Genomic DNA, 21,908 nt, shown 5'->3' on the forward strand with positions numbered 1-21,908 from the left:
GTATTTTTTATTTGTAAAATTTATGCTTAAAAAAAAACTTCATGAACACTGTATAAATTTTATTCAAGAGAAATTAAATATATTAAAGCACAGAAAAACCGAACTGATAAATGCTTTAGAGTCTGAAGATAAAAGTTCTGCAGGAGATAAACATGAGACAGGTAGAGCGATGATACAGATTGAAAGAGAAAAACTTGGAAGACATTTTATAGAAAATGAAAAATACTTAACAAAACTTAATTCAATTATAGAAAACACAAGTCTCGTTAGTGTTTCTTTTGGTTCATTAGTCATCACAAATAATACAAATTATTATTTATCTATACCTGCGGGATGTATTAAATTATCACATAAAACCTTTTGTTGTATTTCTTTAAAAAGTCCTATGGGACTTTTATTGATAGGAAAAGAAGTGGGTGATCAAATCTGCTATAATAATATCACAAGTGAAATACTTGAGATTAAATAGAATTAATTTTTGTGATATGTAAACTTATTTGTTCTGATATTGATGGCACATTGTTGGATGTTAAGAGACAGCTATCCACTAAAACAATCAATGCGATTAAAGGTATTGATGAATCAATCCCATTTGTCCTTATATCCTCAAGAATGCCAAAATCTATTCGTTTACTTCAAAACGAATTAAATAGACACAATAGTCCTTTTATTGCCTATAATGGGGCTTTAATTTTTGATAAGCGGGGTAAGATTATTGAAAGTGTTGAAATACCATTTTCAATAACTTATCAAATATGTAATTTATTACCACACAATTCGATTCATTTTAGTTTATATCATAATGATCAATGGTTTGTTTCCTCAAAAGATTATTGGGCAGAACGCGAGGAAAATAATACTAGAGTATCTCCAAAAGTAAGATCATTGTCAGAAACACTATTTTCATGGGAGAAAAGTCAAAAAGGTGCACATAAAATAATGGTTATGGGTGAACCCTTAAAATTAAATAAAATTGAGAGTTTTATTAATAACAAATTCAAATATCAAGTAAATAGTTATCGTTCTAAAGACACCTATTTGGAAATTTCAAACAAAAAAATAGATAAAGCTTTTGCATTAGAACATTTATTATCAAAAGTTTATCCAAATATAAATATGATTGATGTAGTTGCGTTTGGAGATAACTATAATGATCAAACAATGCTCGAAAATGTTGGTATGGGAATCGCAGTAGAAAATGCAAAACAAGAAATATTAGATTGCACCTCATTTCACACATTAAATAGTCATCGAGATGGAGTAGCAGTAGCCATCAATAAAATAAATAAATAGTCTAAGAGTTAGTTAAATATAACTTTAGAAGTTATCTTTTTCAAACTCCTCTAGGCTCCATGTCATTTCTGGCTTATCAATGAAGTCAGGAGAAAGATCCATAGCTTTAGCATGAATATCTTCATCCAAGTCATTGAATTTTACAATCCAATAATCTATCTTATTTATTCTAGAGATGCCTTCAATTAATTCTGCATCTATATTATGTTTCTTTTTTAAGTGGTAAGCAAAAAAATAACAGCTTTTCCAACTTTGATCTTTTTTTGGCTTAAAATCTGAAAGAAATTCATCTATTAGTTTTTGTCTATCCATTTTTTAAATGATAATTATTATTTAAAACAAATGTAAAATATTTAATTATTAATATTATAAATAAAGGTTTCAACTTTATTAGGGGTGAATAGATAATTAATTAGAAAATGAAATTTATTTGAATAATTAATATTTTTTATATTTGTGTAAATTAATTAAATCAAACAATATTAAATATCCTAAATTTTCAAAAGAAAAGGGTAATAGTTTTTCAAAAGCCCTAAGAGATAAAGTTAATATCTATTTTAAAGAAAATAAATTTAATAAGCACGCCAACAATAGTATGATTGGTAAAACTGTTCTAATGCTTTGTATATTTTGTTTTCCATTTTTAATTATGAACTTAGGACTTGTTTCGAGTACTTGGATTCTTTTTTTATTATATATAACAAGTGGAATCGGAATGTCTGGAATTGGAATGGGTGTTGCTCATGACGCAATTCATGGTTCATATTCAAAAAACTCAAAAACAAATACTCTCATAGGTTATTCTCTAAACCTTATTGGAGCCAATGCAACAGTATGGAAAATTCAACATAATGTACTTCACCATACTTATACCAATATTGAACATGCTGATGATGATATTAATGCTCCTTTTTTTTTAAGATTCTCTCCTCATGCTAAAAAATATTGGACTCATCAATTTCAACATATATACATATGGTTTTTTTATAGTCTTGCTACTATATCATGGATAACAACAAAGGATTTTATTAGAGTTAGTAGATATCATAAGATGGGTTTTTTAAATAAGAAAAATGAATTTAGAAATGCAGTTTTTAGTATTGCGGCATGGAAGGTTTTATATTATTCCTTTGCACTTATTACCCCTCTAATTATGGTAAATTTGCCTTGGTGGCATATTTTTCTTGCATTTTTGAGCATGCATTTTTTCACAGGTCTTTTAATTAGTCTAGTTTTTCAGGTTGCACATATAATGCCAAGCTCTGAATTTCCACTTCCTGATCAAGATGGTCTTATTGCCGGAGATTGGTCAACTCACCAATTTGCAACAACTGCTAATTATTCTCCAAGATCTAATTTGTTTTCATGGCTAATAGGCGGCTTAAATTTTCAAATTGAACACCATTTGCTTCCAGGAATTTGTCATGTTCATTATAAAAATTTATCTAAAATTGTAATTGAAACAGCAAAAGAGTATGGAATGCCTTACAGTTCTAATCGAACTTTTTTCTCTGCAATAAGAGCTCATGCAAATATGCTTCACAAATTGGGGAATATGAAACAAGTGCCGGAATATGTAAACACTACTTAGTAATCTCAGACAACTCAAACCATCGTAATGTTTTTTGTTTTAGCTTTTTATCAAGTTCAGCGAGTCTAATTGAGTATTGTTCTATTTCAGATGATATAATACTATTATCTGTAAAATGATTTTGTATTTCTTCTTTTTGAGATTCAATTTTTTCAATTTCTCTCTCAAGTTTTTTAAATTCTTTTTGTTGATTTAAGGTTAAGTTATTGGTAGAATTTATTTTATTTTTTTTTGAATAATTTTTTAGATTGTGAATCATGTTTTTTTCTTCAACTTTTGAATCTTCATATGCTCTATAGTCCGAATAGTTACCTGGAAAATTTTCGATTACTCCAGACCCTTTAAAAACAAATAAATGATCAACTATTTTATCCATGAAATAACGATCATGAGAAACAACTAGTAAACATCCTGGAAAATCCAATAAAAAATTTTCAAGAATATTGAGTGTAATTATATCTAGATCGTTTGTTGGTTCATCTAAAATTAAGAAGTTAGGGTTTTGAATTAAAACCGTACATAAATAAAGCCGCTTTTTCTCTCCACCACTAAGTTTTTCAACAAAATCATATTGTTTTTTACGATCAAATAAAAACCTTTCTAGTAATTGTTGTGCAGAAATTTTACGACCTTTTTTTAAAGGTATAAAATCACCATACTCTCTTATGACATCAATTACTTTTTGACCTTTTTTAATATTGATACCTTTTTGTGTATAATATCCAAACTTTAGTGTTTCGCCCCAGATTATTTTTCCAGAATCAATATTTTCATTTGAAGTTAATAGATTTAAGAAAGTAGACTTACCAGTTCCGTTTTTACCAATTATTCCTATTCGGTCATTTCGTTGAAACATATAGTCAAAACCATCTAATATTTTTATATCACCATATGCTTTTTGGACTCGATGCATTTCAATCATTTTAGTCCCCAAGCGCTCCATATTAATTTCTAATTGTATTTCATGTTCATTTCGTCTTTGGCTTGCTTTTTCTTTAATTATTTTAAAATCTTCTATTCGGGATTTTGACTTAGTAGTTCTAGCTTTAGGCTGTCTTCTCATCCAATCCAATTCTTTTTTGAAGTGTAACTTTGTTTTGTGAGCTTCAATATTTTCTTGATTTATCCTTGCCTCTCTTTTTTCCAAATAATAAGAATAGTTTCCTTTATAACTAAAAAGTATACCTTGATCAAGTTCAAGAATTTCATTACAGACACGTTCGAGAAAATATCGATCATGAGTAACCATAAGTAATGTTGTTTTTTCTTTAGCAAAATAACTTTCTAGCCATTCAATCATTTCAAGATCAATATGATTTGTAGGTTCGTCTAGAATTAATAATTCTGGCTGTTTTAATAATGCATTACATAAAGCAATTCGTTTTTTTTGACCTCCAGATAATTTTCCAACATTTGCTTTTAAATCATTTAATTTGAGTTTGAATAAAATTTGTTTGTATTGAGTTTCAAAATCCCATGCTTGAAACTGGTCCATCTCTTCAAATGCTTTTTGATATGATGCTTGATCTTCAGGATTTTCAATTGCTTTATTGTAATTCTCTATTATTTTGATAATTGGATTATCAGATTGTAAAATGCTTTCTTCGACACTTAGTTTGGGATTTAAATTAGGTTCTTGAGGTAGATAAGCAATTCTTAAATCATTTCTAAAAATGACATTGCCCTCATCTGGAGAATCTATTCCTGCAATAATATTTAATATAGAGGTTTTTCCAGATCCATTTTTTGCTATTAGTGCAATTTTTTGACCTTGATTTATTCCAAAAGAAAGGGTTTTAAAAATTGTTTTTTCACCATATGACTTTGAAATACCCTCAACAGAAAGCAGATTCATAATAATCTAATTTAAAGATCCATAAAAATACACATTCAAAGTATCGTAGATATACTCATATGAAAAACATTTAAATTTTTTTAGGGATCAACTAAAGATTTTGTCAAGTGTTTTTTGTAATCCAAGACTGGTTGACCAACCCCAATCTTTAAAAGATATTGAATCATCAATTTCTTTTGGCCATGAGTCAGCAATGTTTTGTCTGAAATCGGGCTTATATTTTACTTTCATATTATATCCTCTAAGTATTATTTCTATTTCGAGTTCAGCCGGAGTAATACTAAAGCCAGTGATATTATATGAAGTGTTTATTGAAAGAGTTTTTCTATCCTTTGACATAAGTGTTATAGCAGCCTTAACTGCTTCATCAATATACATCATGGGTAGTTTGGTTTCTTTATTTAAAAAACAAATGTAATCAGTGTTGTTTTTGGCAGCATTAATCATTTCTATAATATAATCTGTAGTACCTCCTCCAGGTAAAGTTTTAGTTGATATTATACCTGGATATCGTAATGACCTGATGTCTAATCCAAATTTTGTAAAATAATAGTTTGCTAGTTTTTCTCCTGCTAGTTTCGAAACCCCATATATGGTCTCAGGATTCATAATAGTATCTTGCTTTACAAAATCTAAATTTGAACTTGTTCCAAATACAGCTATTGAACTCGGCCAAAACACTTTTTTAATTTTATTATTTATAGAAATTTCAATAATATTTTGAAAACTTTCCATATTGATTTTCCAGGATTTATATGGATTTTTTTCGCCGTTAGCAGAAAGAACTGCTACTAAATGATATATAGTATTAATTTCATACTTTTTAACTATGTGATCTATTTTATCTTTATTTAATACATCCGCATACTCATATGCACATGGCAAACTGTTTGGTGGGTTTTTTATGTCAGAAGCAACAACAAAAACACCTTTGTTAACAAAGTAATTAATAAACTCTTGTCCTAACTGCCCTAGAGCTCCTGTAATGAGTATTTTCTCCATAACTTTGTGTTAAACTAATTTCGAAAAATTAATTAAATATGTACCAATCTATTAAAAATAGACTTGAAATTGAATTGAAAGATATTAAAAATCTTGGTCGATATAAAAATGAGAGAGTAATAGAGTCAATGCAAAGTTCTAAAATTTTAGTTAATGAAGGTAAAGAGGTATTGAACCTTTGCGCAAATAACTATTTAGGGTTAGCCTCAAACCCCAAAATAATTTCAAAAGCCAAAGAAGCATTGGATTCTCATGGATTTGGAATGTCATCAGTAAGATTTATATGTGGAACTCAGAATATTCATAAAATTTTAGAGAAAAGGATATCTAATTTTTTAGGAAAAGAGGACACTATATTATATGCTGCTGCATTTGATGCAAACGGTGGGTTTTTTGAGCCTTTATTTGACAGTCAAGATGCAATTATCAGTGATTCTCTTAATCATGCCTCAATAATCGATGGAATCAGATTGTGCAAAGCTAAGAGATACAGATATAAGCATAACGACATGAATGATTTAGAATTACAACTTAAAAGTTCTAGTGATTCTCGAAGCCGAATTATTGTTACAGATGGAGTTTTTTCGATGGATGGAACAATTGCTCAGTTAGATAAAATATGTGATTTGGCTCAAAAATACGATGCTCTAGTGATGTCTGATGAATGTCATTCTTCAGGATTTGTTGGACCAACAGGGAGAGGAGTTCATGAAGAGCTTGGAGTTATTGATGAGGTTGATATTATAACAGGTACTCTTGGAAAAGCTTTAGGTGGAGCTTCTGGCGGATTTACAAGTGGACCTAAAGAAATAATTGAGATTCTTAGACAAAAATCTCGACCATATTTATTTTCAAATACTCTAGCACCCGCTATTGTTGGAGCTTCCTTGAGTGTTTTAGACATCTTAGAGACTGATAATTCTTTATTAAAGAAATTAAAAGACAACACAAGTTTATTTAGAAATGGAATGAAAAAACTAGGTTTTGATATAAAACCTGGAAATCATCCAATAGTTCCTATCATGCTTTATGATGATCACTTAGCTCAAAAAATGTCTGAAGAATTATTAGAATTGGGTGTGTATGTTATCGGGTTCTTTTTTCCCGTAGTTCCCAAAGGTGAAGCTAGGATTAGAGTTCAGTTATCAGCTGCACATTCAACTGAAAATATATTGAAAGCTTTAGATTCTTTTGAAAAAGTTGGTAGAGATTTAGGGGTTATTAATTAACTTTAAATAAATCTAAAATTATGAAATCCTTTAAATTAGTTTTTATTTTTCTTGTTACAATTCACAACTCTTATTCTCAAGATAACATTAAAGATAAAATTCTTGAAATTGCTATAATTGATGAAAAAGTAATGATGCCAATGCGAGATGGCATTCGTCTTTCAACAGATATCTATCGACCAAAGGGAACTAAAAAAGTACCAGTTATTTTTTCAAGAACACCTTACAACTTTAATACTTGGCAAGATGGAGAAGAAAAAACAAGGACAATGGAACGGGCGTATGAAGCCTTAAAGAACGGATATGCTTATGTTGTTCAAAATGAACGTGGTCGATTCTTTTCAGAGGGAGAATGGGATATTTTGGGTGTTCCATTAACAGATGGTTATGACGCGTTTAGCTGGATGACAAATCAAAATTGGTCAAATGGTAAAATTGGAACTCTTGGTTGTTCTTCAACTGCAGAATGGCAAATGGCAGTCGCTGCTCTTGACCATCCTTCCCATGCTGCAATGGTTCCTCAGGGTTTTGGAGCTGGAATTGGAACCGTTGGTGAATATTTTGAACAAGGGAATTGGTATCGAGGTGGAGTTGAACAATTATTATTTCCTTCATGGCTTTATGGAGTTGAACATGACAAATTCAAACCTCGTATTCCAAAGGGAGCTTCACAAGAGGATTTAATTCGTATTTCAAGATTTTATGATTTGGCACCAGATAACCCCCCTGTAGATTGGGCTGAGTCATTCAAACATTTACCACTTCAAGATCTAATAAAGAGTGTAAATGGTAAAAAAGAAATTTATGATAAAATGATCAGACGAAAACCGAACGATGGTGAATGGTTCAATGGAGGTCTTTTTCATGATTCAATGAATTTTGGCGTTCCTAGCTTTTGGTTTGTTTCTTGGTATGATGTTTCAGTTAGCCCAAATATTGCACTATTTAACCATGTTAGAAATAATGCTAACGATGACTATATAAAAAATAATCAATATTTAGTTATTGCACCAACACTTCATTGTGGCTTTACCCGAGCAACCCAGAATACAATTGTTGGGGAAAGGTCAATGGGTGACGCACGACTAAACTATGATGAACAAATATATTCTTGGTTTGATTATTTGTTAAAAGGTGAAAAAAATAATTTTAAAAACAAGACTCCTAGAGTTCAGTATTTTACAATGGGTAAAAATATTTGGCAAGCCTCTAATACTTGGCCTCCAAAAAATACTAATATGAAGACACTTTATTTACAAAGTAATGGAAGTGCTAATAGTAGATTAGGAGATGGAACCTTAAATTTTAAAAAAGATAAAAGAGGAAAAACTTCAGACACATTTTTATACGATCCAATGGATCCTGTTGAGTCGTATGGTGGAGGAGTATGTTGTACCGGAAATGCTGTAAAGGGAGGTTCTTTTGATCAACAAAAAATGGAAGAGAATGAAAATATTCTCGTTTATACATCAGAGCCTTTTTCTGAGGGTGTTGAGATTACAGGATTTATAGAATCCACCCTTTATTTGTCATCAGATGTAAAAGATACAGATCTTACGATTAAATTAATTGACGTATATCCAGATGGAACAGCATATAATTTAGATGAAACTATTCAACGCGTAAGATATAGAGAAGGGTATGATAAAGAGATTTTTATGGATAAAGGTGAAGTTTATGAAGTTTCTTTAACTCCAATGGCCACTAGTAATTTTTTTAAAAAAGGCCATAGTGTTAGAATTGAAGTCTCTAGTAGTAATTTTCCAAGGTTTGCTAGAAATCTTAACACAGGAGGTGATAATTATGATGAAATAAAATCAGTAATTGCTAAAAATAGAATTCATCATTCTACAAACTACCCATCAAATATTAGACTACCATTTGTTTATAATTGACTTTTAAAACATGACAAGAAATAAAGAATTTGATATAATTGTTTGGGGTGCATCCGGTTTTACTGGAAGATTAGTAGTTGCTTATTTGTTCCAAAACTATGGAGTGAACGGTGATCTCAAATGGGCTATGGCTGGACGTAACATACAAAAGTTAAAACAAGTTCGTTTAGAAGTGGCAGATAATTCGGTACCCATAATTACTGCAGATAGTAATGATGAGGTTAGTTTAAAAGAAATGATAATTAGAACTAAAGTTATTTGCACTACTGTAGGTCCTTACGCTATATATGGCTCTAAACTTGTTTCTTTATGCGTTACTCACGACACAGATTATTGTGACCTTTCAGGAGAAGTTCAGTGGATGCGAAAAATGATAGACCAACATCATGAAACTGCAAAAAAAAATGGAGTTAAAATTGTTCATACCTGTGGTTTTGATTCTATCCCCTCAGATATGGGTGTTTATTTCACTCAAAGAGAATGTCTAACCCAAATGGGACAGCGAGCAAATAAAATACAAATGCGCGTAGCTGGAATCAGAGGAGGCATAAGTGGAGGAACATATGCTAGTTTGAGTAAAGTTATGGAACAGGCTTTTCTTGACAAGGAGATATACAAAGTTCTAACTAATCCTTATGGACTAAATCCAAAAGAAAAATTTGAGGGAGATGATGTACGAGATTTAAATAGTATTATATATGACAAAGTTTCAAAAAGCTGGATAGGACCTTTTGTTATGGCTGGCATCAACACCAAAGTTGTTCGTCGTTCAAATGCCTTGAGTGGGTATGTTTACGGAAAAGACTTTCGTTATGATGAGGCTACTATTAGTGGAAAAGGTCTAAAAGGAAAGATTAAAGGTTATCTAACAGCTCTTCCATTATTAATAATGACGGCGAAACCAGAATCTTTTTTTAAGAAAATAGCAAATAAAATATTACCCAAACCAGGCGAGGGACCAACAAAAGAAAAACGTGAAAAAGGATTTTATAATTTGAGATTTTACACAACACTAGAAGATGGTTCAAAAGCTTTAGGTAGAGTAACAGGTGACATGGATCCCGGTTATGGGTCTACGTCAAAGATGCTTGGTGAAGCAGCTGTGTGTTTAGCTAAGGATAATCTCTCAAATGTAAGTGGAGTTCTAACTCCATCAATAGCAATGGGTGACTTTCTTTTGAAACGTGTAGAAAATAGAGCAGGATTATCTTTTAGTTTCAATATATTGAGAGATAATCTATAAATCGATTATCATTCCAGTTCGTGCAATATTGTATCCTTTTGATATAACATTTTTAGTTGCCTTACTTTTCAAATCCAATAGTGGATTAGTGTGATTCATATGTATAAAGTATACTTTGTTTTTATCTTTCAATGATAATGAGTTTAATTGATCAATACTTTCAATAACAAACGGGTGGGGTATTTCGTAAATATTGCGATTTTTAAGTTCATTTTGATCATAAAAAGTGGCGTCTATAAATGCATAATCAACAGAAGTAATCAATGATTCTATTTGTTTAGACCAACGTTCCCATTTATCAATATCAGGAATGAATAAAGCATTTTTATTAGGTCCTTGAATTATGTATGCTGCTGTTTCAGAGTATTCATCTCTGTGGGGAACAATTAAAGCAGTTATTTTGAGCTGTTCACTTAAATAATTTGGAACAGCAGCCTTTATAGTTTTTAATAATATATTTTTTTCACTTATTAGTTGCTTCCAGGGGCCGTTAGTTTCTAAAAAATTGGCAAAACGAGGAAGTGTATAAACTGGAATACTATTGCTGTTAAGTGCCTCTTTACCTAAAGATAATAAGCCACTGTAATGTCCCATATGCGCATGGGTTAAAAATATTCCACTCATTTTGGAATCTCTTTTTGCAGCATTCGAGATTAATTGCCATTGCTGAGTTATGTTAGGGGTAGCCTCAAACAAATAATGTTTCTTATTTTTAATATCGATTATTCCCAATGATACTACATTTTCCGAAATGTTATTTTCCCACAAATTCTTACAACATTTTTTTTTACAATTAATCTGAGGAGCACCAGCGTCTTGTGCTGTACCTAAAACCATCAGTTTTATTTGTTGAGCAGATAAACTTGAGTGGAATATAAAAATTGCTAAAAAAATATTTCTCATGATACGAAGATCGTCATAGTTGAAGAAATGTTGAATTAAATTTAATTATGTGAAGTTAAGAAACTCAAATTAATTTATGTTTCATGGTTTTTTGATTACTTATAAAAGATTATAAAACCATTTCATTTTTGTATAAATAGATTACTTTTAGACAAAAATTACGATGATTTTCACGCATAATCATTTTACATAGAATAAGAATGTCAAAATTACCAAAACAATACCAATTTATTGATTTTTCCGACTATGGTCGTCCAATTGGACACTGGATAGCAACTCAGTTAAAGAGTACTCGTTTGACTGCTATTCATGTCACAACTATGTTTATTGTCTCAGGACTTGTTGCAATTGTATTCATGCTAAATGGATACCTGATAACAGCCGCATTTTTTATAATTCTTAAGTCCGTTTTAGATGCTGCTGATGGAGAGTTGTCACGATTAAAAAAGACACCATCTTATGTTGGGCGTTATTATGATTCAATAGCAGACATATTACTTAATTTCTGTTTTTTATTGGCATTTTGGTTTATAACCGATAGTTCAATAGTTTACATGTTGATTGCTTTTTTTGGTATTCAACTTCAAGGAACAGTTTACAATTATTATTATGTTATTTTACGTAATTCTGTTAATGGGGATTCTACTAGTAGAATTTTTGAAGATAGTGCCCCAATAGCCCTAAAAGGAGAAAGTCAGAAAATGGTAAATATCTTTTATAAGATTTATGATATTTTATATATACCTTTTGATAAAATCATGTATTTAATGGATAAAGACGCAAAACAAAGTCCTCCTTTTCCTAAATGGTTTATGACTTTAATATCCCTTTATGGTCTTGGTTTTCAATTGTTGCTTATGGCTATTATGTTGTCTTTTAAACTTGAAAATTTTGTAATTCCTTTTTTTATATTCTATTCAGTCCTTTTGGTTGTTTTTGTTGGGCTAAGAAAACTAGTTCTTAAACCATTATAAAGTTTTGGAAAATTTAAAAATAGATTTAATTAATGGAAAAAATGAAGGCTTGTGTAAATTATATTACGATAATGGTCAATTAGAGTCTGAGATTTGTTACAAAGAAGCTAAACCACATGGATCAGTTAGGTTTTATTTTGATAATGGTATTTTAAAATCAGAAGCTAATTATAAAATGGGTATTTTACACGGAGTGATTAAATGTTACTACCGAAATGGACAATTAGAACAGGTGGCCAGATATGAGGACGGTTTAAAAAATGGAATAGTGAAATCCTACCATGAAAATGGTGAATTAAAACAAGAGGTAAATCACATATCAAATTCTAAAGATAGATTAGTTAAATCTTATGATGAAAATGGTAATTTAGAGTCCAAAGTAAATTATAGAAATGGAAAAATTCAGGAGTATTGATATAAATAACAAATCGTTTAAATGCGAGTAAATTGAATTACTATGAATATATCTAAAAAAGCAATAATAGTTGGTGCAAGTTCAGGAATAGGGAAGGCTCTTACCCGAGAATTAGTCAAAAACAACTATTGTGTTGGCATAACAGGCAGAAGAGAGGAACTACTTTTGAAATTACAAAAGGAAAAGCCGGAACAAATCTATTACGCAACCTCTGATTGTACTAAGTCAAACGCACTGGAGGATATAGAAAAATTAATTAAAGAATTGGGGGGATTGGATTTATTTATCATAAGTGCAGGTAGAGGTACATTAAATTTAAAACTCGATTTTAATCTGGAAGATAAAATCAACAAATTGAATGTAATTGCATTTACTCGTTTGGTGAATTGGGGTATGCATTTTTTTGAGAAACAAGGCTATGGTCATTTAGCAAATATTTCTTCTGTTGCATCACAAAGAGGCGGTGGCTTAGCTCCTGCATATCATGCATCAAAGGCATACCAAGCAAGTTATTTGGAAGGGATGGCTCAAAGAGCAGCCCATAGTAAGTCAAATATTGATGTCACAGATATTCGACCAGGGTTTGTCAGAACTCCAATGCTTCAGGGGAAGGAAATGTTTTGGACATCCACTAAAGAAAAAGCTGCTGTCCAAATTATAAAAGCAATTAAGAGTAAAAAACGTATTATATACATAACCAAAAGATGGAGATTAGCGGCATGGGTTTTTAGAAAAATACCCTGGTTTATTTTTAAAAAAATGTAAATAAATAGATAGAATATTTATTACCTGCATATAAAAATTATAGTCTCACATAAATTTTTTCAGTATGAATTACTTTTTTAGAAACATGAAATCAAATTATATTATCTATATTATTTTTCTTTTAATTATTTCAACAGAATGTTATTCTCAAGATTCAATTGATCAATATAAAGCTCTTAGATTAAAAAGCGAATTAGGTTTTGAAAAACCCTATAGAATTCTAGAAACTACATTTAAAAGTATTAAGGGGTTTCAAACATACTATCCAGGAACTAAAATTACTCTTGAAATAATAATTAGATATCATTTGTATACAGAAATAAAGATTGATCAAAAAGAAAATAGATTAATCTCAATGGATCAAACTGAGTTTAAGTTAAAGAATATTATTTCTGAACAAGACCTAACCAAAAAAACGGTTGACTTAATTGGAGATATGTTTTTTGGTGTAAATGAGGTCAGAGGAATCCGTAAATAAAATTAATATACTTATGTTTTAAGTAACTAAGAAAATACTATACTCAAATTATTTTTGTTAAATTCTAATTGCTTCTTTGAAGTCTCACAAAATAATTTAATAAATACTTAAGCTGGGCTATTAACTTAATCTTTTAGTTATGCTTAAGTGTTTTTTATTATATTGTGAAGGATACAAACATCTATGAAAAAGCTACTTTTTTTTGCATTACTTATAATTTTCTCCTGTTCAAAAGACGAAACACCAAGATATTTATTATCCGTGTCTACAAGTTTGGGAGGAACTGTGAATACTGTTGGTGGAGATTATTCTGAAGGGAAGAAAGTTACAATTACAGCCACTGCAGATGCAGAATATCAGTTTGTAAACTGGTCCAATGGATCTACTCAAAATCCTTTGACTATAACTGTTATGTCAGATCAAGTACTGACAGCTAACTTTGAAAAAGTAAAGTACAATTTATCCCTCTCTACCAAAGGAGAAGGAACAATCGTACAAGAACTCATTTCTTCAGGAAGGACAGAATATAATTCTGGAAGTGTAGTTCGGTTGACAGCCACACCAGCAGTTGGATACTATTTTACAGGATGGACAGAAGATGTTACTTCAAGTACTAATCCTATAGAGGTTGATATTACTTCAGCTAAAACGATTAAAGCAGTATTTGATATAATTATAGTGAACCTTCATATAACTGTTGAGGGTCAGGGAGAGGTATTGGAAGAGCTAGTTGGGGCTAAAAACACTAATTATAATTACGGAGATACTGTAAAGTTAACTCCTCAGTCAGCCGAAGGATTTGATTTTATTTCTTGGAGTGGAGACCATACAGGAGTTGAAAACCCATTGGAACTAACTCTTACAGAATCTAAAACAGTTCAAGCCAATTTTGAGTACGAACTCTTTAATCGAGTGGTAGGAAAGTGGAAAATAAGAAAGAAGACACAAAACAAACAATCTTGGGGTGCATACAGTATGACCTTTAGAAGGAATTATAGTTATACCGTAAACACAATATCAGGACCAGTTAATGGGACTTTTGATATTAAGTCTAATTCTGAACTAGAACTGGTTGGTTATGGTAATATAAGTAACGTTGATTTAACTCAAAATATAACAACCAACTCCTGGAGTAACTTTAATTTTAGTATTAGTGTAACAGGAGGTTTTCAAGGGAATGTAGAAACTGAATTTATTGATGATACCAATAGTAATTCAAAAATTTATTTAGCAGATAATAATGTCACTGTAAAATGTGATGAAGCCAATATTGGAGATACAGGATCTATTGGGGATAAGGAATATACAGTGGTAGATGAAGCAACTTTAAGAACTATGGTTGCAAATGATGAAGATGTTACTTGTGCTTGTACCTCTTATGTTACTGATATGAATTCGATATTTAAAGATAAGACAGAATTCAATCAAGACATTGGTAGTTGGGACACTTCTAACGTGACGAGTATGAGACAGATGTTTCAGCGAGCAATCTCTTTTAATCAAAATATAGGAAGCTGGGATACCTCAAGTGTGAACGATATGTTGCAAATGTTCTGGGGATGGAAAGAGGATTCAACAGAAGGAATGGATTTTAATCAAGACATAAGCAATTGGAATACTTCTAATGTTACTAATATGAGGGGGATGTTCCGAAGTGCTTTTGCTTTTAATCAAAATATTGAAAATTGGGATACTTCAAGTGTGACTGATATGTCATTAATGTTTTTAATAGCTAATTCATTTAATCAAGAGATAGGGAGTTGGAATACTTCTAATGTTACTAATATAAATGGAATGTTTAATTCAGCAACTGCATTCAATCAAGATATTGGAAATTGGGATACTTCTAGTGTTACGGATATGAATTATATGTTTTATGAAGCAACTGCATTTAATAAAGACATTGGAAGTTGGGATACATCTAGTGTTACGGATATGAATAGTATGTTTCATGAAGCAACTGCATTTAATCAAGATATAGGGAGTTGGAATACTTCAAGTGTGACTTTTATGGGGAATATGTTTCAAGAAGCAACTGCATTTAATCAAGATATAGGGAATTGGAATACTTCAAGTGTGACTAATATGGGTGGAATGTTTAATGGAGCAACTGCTTTTAATCAAGATATAGGAAATTGGAACACTTCAAGTGTTACAGATATGAGTGGTATGTTTTATGGGGCAACAGCATTTAACCAAGATATAGGAAGCTGGAATACTTCGAGTGTTACTGCTATGCAGAGTATGTTTTATGGGGCAACAGCATTTAATCAAGATATAGGAGACTGGGATACTTCAAATATTACACTTATGGGGAATATGTTTTATGGGGCAACAGCATTTAATCAAGATATAGGAGACTGGGATGTTTCTAAAGTGACTAATATGCAAACTGTATTTGCAAATGCTACTTCTTTTAATCAAGATATAGGAGACTGGGATGTTTCTATAGTGACTAATATGAGAGCGTTGTTTGTTGGAGCAACTTCATTTAATCAGAATATAGGTAGTTGGAATACTTCTAGTGTGATTGATATGGATTATATGTTTGATGGTGCAACTGCATTCAATCAAGGTCTAACAGGTTGGTGTGTTTCAAATATTACTTCAGAACCTACAAATTTTGCAGCTAATTCAGCTTTAACAGACGCTAACAAACCTGTCTGGGGAACGTGTCCAAATTAGAAAGGTTTTGTGACCAGCCTGTGTATTATTAAGATTAGATATGTTTTATTGAAAGGAAAGGAGGGATATTGATTACTCAAATTTTTTATTAATTTTAATAAAATTTATACATTATGAGAATTTTTTTTCTTTCTTTTTTACTTTACCCTATTTTATTATTGAGTCAAAATAAAGCTGTTGATGCTTCGACAAAATGGATAGAAGATAATGGTGCAGATATGATTAATGAATATGCCGAATTTTTAAAACTACCTAACCATGCCTCAAACATTAATGACATTAATAAAAATGCAGAATTTTTAAAAAATAGTTTTTCTAATCGTGGATTTGAAATGCAATTATTAGAGTTGCCTGATGCACCCCCAATTGTTTATGGAGAAAGACTAGTTCCAGGAGCTAAGAGAACATATTGTTTTTATATTCATTATGATGGACAGCCTGTAGATCCTGAAGCATGGAAACATGGTCCTTTTAATCCTACTTTATATGATAAGGCGATGAGTAAAGGTGGGAAAAAAATTGATTTTCCAAAATCAGGTGATAAAATTGAGAAGGAATGGAGGGTTTATGCAAGATCTGCAAGTGATGATAAGGCACCTTTTCTAACACTTTGGTCTGCAATTGATGCTTTAAATAACTCAGAAATACCATTTTCTTCAAATATTAAATTATTTTTTGATGGTGAAGAAGAATCAAGTTCTCCTAATGTTATGGATTATCTTGAAAAGTATTCTGAATTATTTGATGATATTGATGTTTGGCTATTGAATGATGGAGCAGTTTTTCAAACCGGACAACCTCAGTTTAAATTTGGAGGTAGGGGAGTTACCAGCCTAGAACTAACTGTTTTTGGAGCAAACGCCTCTTTACATAGTGGACATTATGGAAATTGGGCACCAGTACCAGGTCAAATGCTTGCTAGACTTCTAACGAGTATGAAATCGGAGGATGGAACTGTTTTAATTGATGGTTTTTATGATTCAGTCACTCCAATTTCAAAATACGAGAGGGAGCAAATTAATAATATTCCTAATATTGATAAGTATCTTAAAAAGGAATTGGACTTGACATATACTGAAGGGAACAATCAGAATTTATTTGAAAGAGTACTAGTTCCAAGTTTAACAATTAGAGGACTTTCAAGTGGAAATGTTGGTGAGAAATCTAGAAATGTAATTCCATCAAAAGCCATTGCAACCCTTGGAATGAGATTAGTTAAAGGAAATGACCCTGATAAAATGATTGATTTGGTCGAAGATCATATACGAAGTCAAGGTTGGTACATAACTTATGAAGATCCAGATAAAAAAGTTAGAAATACATACCCAAAAATTGTAAAAATCAAAAGGAACCCAAATGGTTTTCCTGCTGGAAAAATAGATATGGATAATGCTATTATAAAACCAATTATTGAGTCTGTGAAAGAGCATTTGAATCCAAATATTGTATTACTTTCAAGTTCTGGTGGCTCAAACAGGATTTATGAAATTATTTTTGAAGTTCTTAAAAAGCCAGGAATATCAGTAAATATGGTTAATCACGACAATAATCAGCATGCTGCAAATGAAAATTTAAGATTGGGAAATTTGTGGTACGGGATTAATTTAATGGCATTATTATTGACAATGGAATGAAAAAATTACTTCTTTTTTTAATATTTATTCCAAATTTAATTTTTGGACAAATTAATCTTAATAATTTTCCTGAAGACAATCAGTTGTTTGCTAGAGACAATAACAATATAGCATCAGTTTCTTTTTCTGGAAATATTTTAGATAATAATTATGAGCAGTTTAGTTTAAAAATTTATAAAGATGGATTAATTTACGGTGAGAAAAATATTGAAATTATCAATAATAAGTTTGATTTTAACGCCACTATTGAGGCGGGTCTTTTTCAATATAGTTTTAAAATATTTGCAAAGAAAGAAAATATACAAAACCTTTTATTCGAGGCAAATAATGTAGTTTGTGGAGACGCTTATATAATAACAGGTCAATCCAATTCACACGCTAGTAGTAAGAAATCTATTTATTCAAGTCCATTCGCAAGAAGTTTCGGAGTAAAAACAGGTTATGAAACTTATTCTGAAGATGATAAAAAGATTAGATGGGGCCTGGCAACTGGTAATTGTATATCATGTTCAGAGGACGACTGGAGAGACAATGGTGGTGGATGGACTACTAAAATAGATCATGGAATTGGTGCATGGGGAATGGAATTATCAAAATTATTAATTGAAAAGCATCAAATACCCGTATGCATTATAAATGGTGGTAGCGGTTCTTCAACTATTGAAGAAAACATGTTGTACCCAGAAAAAAATTCCTTAGAAACAAGTTTTGGTAGATTAGCTTACAGAGTTGATCAAGCAAAACTTAAAGACAATATTAAAGCTATTTTTTACCACCAAGGAGAATCGGATGCTACTTTGGAAAAATCGTTGTCTTATGAAGATAATTTTGATATATTAAATTCTGATTGGAAAAGAGTATATAAGGGACTTAAGAAAATATATATATTTCAAATTTATCCGGGGTGTGGAGAAGCTTTTCAGTCTGAAATTCGGGAAACTCAAAATCAAATTTTCAAAAAATATGATCATGTTGAAATAATGTCTACCACAGCTGTTTTAGGTCATGATGGTTGTCATTTTTCATATGAGGGTTATAGAGAGTTTGCAAAACGAATATTACCACTTGTCTCTAGAGATTTATTTGGAGAAAAATCTTCATTCATAATTACTCCTCCACAATTACTTAATGCATATTACAGTGGAGAAAAAGAAATTACACTAATATTTGATCAGCCAATTGAATTAGAAGAAGATTATATTGTAAATGGTATTAATCACTCAATGAAGAATCAGTTTCTTTTTAGGATTGATAAAGATAAATCTCTGATTAACGGTGTTATAGAAATATTGATTGTTAAGGATAAAAAAATTATTATCAAGTTAAAAAGTAATAAAAAATACAGATTTGTTACTTGGCCTCCTAATAAAGAATATCTAAATACTAAAGATATATATCAGGGTCCCTGGATTAAAGGTTTAATTAATAATATTGGAGCTTTAACCTTTGATAACAAAAAAATTAATCAAATCAATTTACAACAATGAAAAATATACACATACTTATTGTTTTTTTAGTATTAGTATACAACTCTAACATAAGAGCTCAAAACGAATCTATAATTAATTTAATCATCGAGGAAGCATCAAAAAATTCTCAACTTGAGATTTTAGGTCAGGAACTTTTAGATGGAATTGGACCTCGTTTGGTTGGAACTCCCCAAATGAAAAATGCTCATGACTGGGCAGTAAATAAATATAAACAATGGGGGATTAATTCAAGAAGTGAGAAGTTTGGAACATGGCGGGGATGGGAGAGAGGTATTACTCATATTGATATGGTTCATCCAAGGGTACAGTCACTAAAAGGAACGCAATTAGCTTGGAGTCCCTCCACATCTGACAAAGGTATTCGAGCTGAGGTTATAGTAATTCCTGAAATAAAAGATTCATTAGACTTTGTTAAATGGTTACCGTCAGTGAAAAATAAAATAGTTTTAATTTCCAAACTAGAACCCACGGGTAGGCCTGATTATAACTGGAAAGAATTTGCCACTCAAGATTCTTTTGAAAAAATGAAATTAGAAAGAAAAAAGTCTTCAGAATTATGGAATCAAAATATAAGAAACACAGGTTATTCTAGAAGAAATATTCATAAACCACTTGAAGAGCATGGTGCAGCTGCAATAATTAGCTCATATTGGTCAAAAGGCTTTGGGGTAAATAAAATTTTTAGTGCTAGAACTAAAAAAATTCCTACAATTGATCTTGAGTTGGAGGATTATACAATGATCTACAGATTGACTTTGAGAGGTGAAAATCCGATATTAGAAATTAACTCTAAATCAAAAGAATTGGGAGAAGTTCCTACATTCAACACAATTGGAGAAATCAAAGGTGTTGAAAATCCGGATCAGTATGTGATTTTATCTGCTCATTTTGATTCATGGGATGGTGGGACAGGAGCTACTGATAACGGTACTGGTTCACTTGTTATGATGGAAGCAATGAGAGTATTGAAAAAAGTATACCCAAATCCTAAAAGAACAATTCTTGTGGGGCACTGGGGAAGTGAAGAACAAGGACTTAACGGATCAAGGGCTTTTGTTGAAGATCATCCTGATATTATTAAAAATATTCAAGCTGTGTTTAATCAAGATAATGGGACAGGAAGAGTTGTCAACATTTCTGGACAAGGATTTTTAAACTCATATGATTATATAGGAAGGTGGTTAAATAAAGTACCTGAACAAATAAATAAACATATCGAAACTATTTTCCCTGGTTCCCCTTCAAGAGGAGGTTCAGACTATGCCTCTTTTGTTGCAGCTGGAGTTCCGGCTTTCAGTCTGAGTTCTTTAGATTGGTCCTATAGAAACTATACGTGGCATACCAACCGAGATACATATGATAAGATTATTTTTGATGATGTTAGAAGTAATGTCATTCTTACAGCTATATTGACCTACATGGCATCAGAAGATCAACAAACTACTTCACGAGAAAAGAGTATTCTTCCTTTGGATAAAAGAACAGGAAAAAAAATGAATTGGCCTTCACAAAGGCCCTCCAATAGAAAGGGTGGCTATTAATTTTTATAAATAAAATATGCATTTTAGTTCTTGTAAATAAGTTTTAAAAATGAAATATTTTTGTATAAATGAAGATTAAATTGCATTCAAAATCAAATTATTCACTTTAATAACGCAAGTATCTGTTTACAAATACTTTACATGGTTAAATAATTGGAATTTTAAAAAAAATAGTTAAATTTAAAACATATGAATTTAAAATTTAAAATATTTATTTCGATTATAGCTTTAATTTTTACATCCTGCTCATCTTCGGCCGAGGATGAAATTATTGTTAAACAATTTACAGCTACCATAAACGCTGGTGCAGGAGGAGTTGTATCCACACCCGGAGGAACTTTAAATGAAGGTACTGTTATATCAATAACTGCAACTCCTAACAATGGATACGAATTTACAGGTTGGACTGGTAGTGCAGAAACATCAAATGTGATTAATATTACATTATATTCAAACATAACTCTTACAGCTAATTTTCAATTACTTGAAGTAGCAGAAACTCAGTTCACAGCTACAATAACAGCAGGAACTGGAGGAGCTATTTCTAATGCTGGAGGAACATTAAATGAAGGTACAATTATATCAATTACCGCAACAGCAGCTGATGGATATGAATTTATAGGCTGGACTGGAAGTGAAGAAACATCGAATATAATTAGTTTTACATTAAGTTCAGATATTACACTTACGGCTAATTTTCAAGTAGCAGAAACTCAGTTTACAGCTACAATAACAGCAGGAACCGGTGGTGCTGTTTCCACTTCTGGAGGAACATTAAATGAAGGTACAGTTATATCAATTACCGCAACAGCAGTTGATGGATATGAATTTATAGGCTGGACTGGAAGTGAAGAAACATCGAATGTAATTAGTTTTACATTAAGTTCAGATATTACACTTACGGCTAATTTTCAA

19 protein-coding genes are annotated in these 21,908 nt (G+C 31.1%); 15 read left to right on the forward strand and 4 right to left on the reverse strand.

Annotated elements, in window-relative coordinates:
* Positions 1-22: 22 nt before the first annotated feature.
* Positions 23-469: a 3-oxoacyl-ACP synthase gene (locus tag AC3ATN_RS05405; protein WP_487532212.1), complete on the forward strand. Its 447-nt coding sequence runs from the start codon at positions 23-25 to the stop codon at positions 467-469.
* A gap of 11 nt (positions 470-480) precedes the next feature.
* Entirely contained in the window at positions 481-1,293 is an 813-nt protein-coding gene (locus tag AC3ATN_RS05410; RefSeq protein ID WP_487532213.1) for a Cof-type HAD-IIB family hydrolase, read from the forward strand.
* A 24-nt stretch (positions 1,294-1,317) separates the two neighbouring features.
* Here the strand turns inward: AC3ATN_RS05410 and AC3ATN_RS05415 are convergent, their stop codons facing one another.
* The gene (locus AC3ATN_RS05415; protein ID WP_487532214.1) at positions 1,318-1,605 is read right to left on the reverse strand and encodes a hypothetical protein; all 288 of its coding nucleotides are present in this window, start codon (positions 1,603-1,605) and stop codon (positions 1,318-1,320) included.
* 142 nt (positions 1,606-1,747) lie between these two features.
* On the opposite strand from AC3ATN_RS05415, the gene AC3ATN_RS05420 reads away from it, so the two are divergent.
* On the forward strand, positions 1,748-2,884 hold the full coding sequence (locus AC3ATN_RS05420; RefSeq protein ID WP_487532215.1) for a fatty acid desaturase family protein: 1,137 nt from the start codon (positions 1,748-1,750) through the stop codon (positions 2,882-2,884).
* Here AC3ATN_RS05420 and AC3ATN_RS05425 read toward each other — a convergent pair.
* A complete protein-coding gene (locus AC3ATN_RS05425; RefSeq protein WP_487532216.1) occupies positions 2,877-4,739 on the reverse strand; it encodes an ABC-F family ATP-binding cassette domain-containing protein in 1,863 nt (620 codons plus the stop codon). The two genes, AC3ATN_RS05420 and AC3ATN_RS05425, sit on opposite strands and share 8 nt — an antisense overlap.
* 87 nt (positions 4,740-4,826) lie before the next feature.
* Positions 4,827-5,741 carry an NAD-dependent epimerase/dehydratase family protein gene (locus tag AC3ATN_RS05430; protein WP_487532217.1) on the reverse strand — a complete coding sequence of 305 codons (915 nt, stop codon included), beginning with the start codon at positions 5,739-5,741 and terminating at the stop codon, positions 4,827-4,829.
* A gap of 38 nt (positions 5,742-5,779) precedes the next feature.
* Between AC3ATN_RS05430 and kbl the strand changes: the two genes are divergently transcribed.
* Genes kbl through AC3ATN_RS05445 form a run of 3 tightly spaced genes read left to right on the forward strand, consistent with a single transcriptional unit; the run spans position 5,780 to position 10,108 of the window.
* Positions 5,780-6,970, forward strand: a complete 1,191-nt coding sequence (kbl, locus tag AC3ATN_RS05435) for a glycine C-acetyltransferase (protein ID WP_487532218.1) — start codon at positions 5,780-5,782, stop codon at positions 6,968-6,970.
* A 20-nt stretch (positions 6,971-6,990) separates the two neighbouring features.
* Positions 6,991-8,865, forward strand: a complete 1,875-nt coding sequence (locus AC3ATN_RS05440) for a CocE/NonD family hydrolase (protein WP_487532219.1) — start codon at positions 6,991-6,993, stop codon at positions 8,863-8,865.
* 10 nt (positions 8,866-8,875) lie between these two features.
* Positions 8,876-10,108 carry a saccharopine dehydrogenase family protein gene (locus AC3ATN_RS05445; protein WP_487532220.1) on the forward strand — a complete coding sequence of 411 codons (1,233 nt, stop codon included), beginning with the start codon at positions 8,876-8,878 and terminating at the stop codon, positions 10,106-10,108.
* On the opposite strand, the gene AC3ATN_RS05450 is transcribed toward AC3ATN_RS05445, so the two are convergent.
* On the reverse strand, positions 10,103-11,011 hold the full coding sequence (locus tag AC3ATN_RS05450) for an MBL fold metallo-hydrolase (RefSeq protein ID WP_487532221.1): 909 nt from the start codon (positions 11,009-11,011) through the stop codon (positions 10,103-10,105). The genes AC3ATN_RS05445 and AC3ATN_RS05450 overlap by 6 nt on opposite strands.
* A gap of 200 nt (positions 11,012-11,211) precedes the next feature.
* Between AC3ATN_RS05450 and AC3ATN_RS05455 the strand changes: the two genes are divergently transcribed.
* The 9 genes from AC3ATN_RS05455 to AC3ATN_RS05495 all read left to right on the forward strand — a co-directional run.
* On the forward strand, positions 11,212-11,985 hold the full coding sequence (locus tag AC3ATN_RS05455) for a CDP-alcohol phosphatidyltransferase family protein (protein WP_487532222.1): 774 nt from the start codon (positions 11,212-11,214) through the stop codon (positions 11,983-11,985).
* 4 nt (positions 11,986-11,989) lie between these two features.
* Entirely contained in the window at positions 11,990-12,400 is a 411-nt protein-coding gene (locus AC3ATN_RS05460) for a toxin-antitoxin system YwqK family antitoxin (protein ID WP_487532223.1), read from the forward strand.
* A gap of 42 nt (positions 12,401-12,442) precedes the next feature.
* Positions 12,443-13,165, forward strand: a complete 723-nt coding sequence (locus AC3ATN_RS05465; RefSeq protein WP_487532224.1) for an SDR family NAD(P)-dependent oxidoreductase — start codon at positions 12,443-12,445, stop codon at positions 13,163-13,165.
* 64 nt (positions 13,166-13,229) lie between these two features.
* A complete protein-coding gene (locus AC3ATN_RS05470) occupies positions 13,230-13,643 on the forward strand; it encodes a hypothetical protein (protein ID WP_487532225.1) in 414 nt (137 codons plus the stop codon).
* A 183-nt stretch (positions 13,644-13,826) separates the two neighbouring features.
* The gene (locus AC3ATN_RS05475) at positions 13,827-16,328 is read left to right on the forward strand and encodes a BspA family leucine-rich repeat surface protein (protein WP_487532226.1); all 2,502 of its coding nucleotides are present in this window, start codon (positions 13,827-13,829) and stop codon (positions 16,326-16,328) included.
* A 113-nt stretch (positions 16,329-16,441) separates the two neighbouring features.
* On the forward strand, positions 16,442-17,962 hold the full coding sequence (locus tag AC3ATN_RS05480) for a M20/M25/M40 family metallo-hydrolase (protein WP_487532227.1): 1,521 nt from the start codon (positions 16,442-16,444) through the stop codon (positions 17,960-17,962).
* On the forward strand, positions 17,959-19,449 hold the full coding sequence (locus tag AC3ATN_RS05485) for a sialate O-acetylesterase (RefSeq protein WP_487532228.1): 1,491 nt from the start codon (positions 17,959-17,961) through the stop codon (positions 19,447-19,449). Before AC3ATN_RS05480 ends, AC3ATN_RS05485 begins: the two co-directional genes overlap by 4 nt.
* Entirely contained in the window at positions 19,446-20,993 is a 1,548-nt protein-coding gene (locus AC3ATN_RS05490) for a M20/M25/M40 family metallo-hydrolase (RefSeq protein ID WP_487532229.1), read from the forward strand. The genes AC3ATN_RS05485 and AC3ATN_RS05490 overlap by 4 nt, the downstream gene beginning before the upstream one ends.
* 189 nt (positions 20,994-21,182) lie before the next feature.
* A partial coding sequence (locus AC3ATN_RS05495) for an InlB B-repeat-containing protein (RefSeq protein ID WP_487532230.1) occupies positions 21,183-21,908 on the forward strand: 726 nt, incomplete at its 3' end.

Source organism: Candidatus Marivariicella sp., from assembly GCF_983056325.1.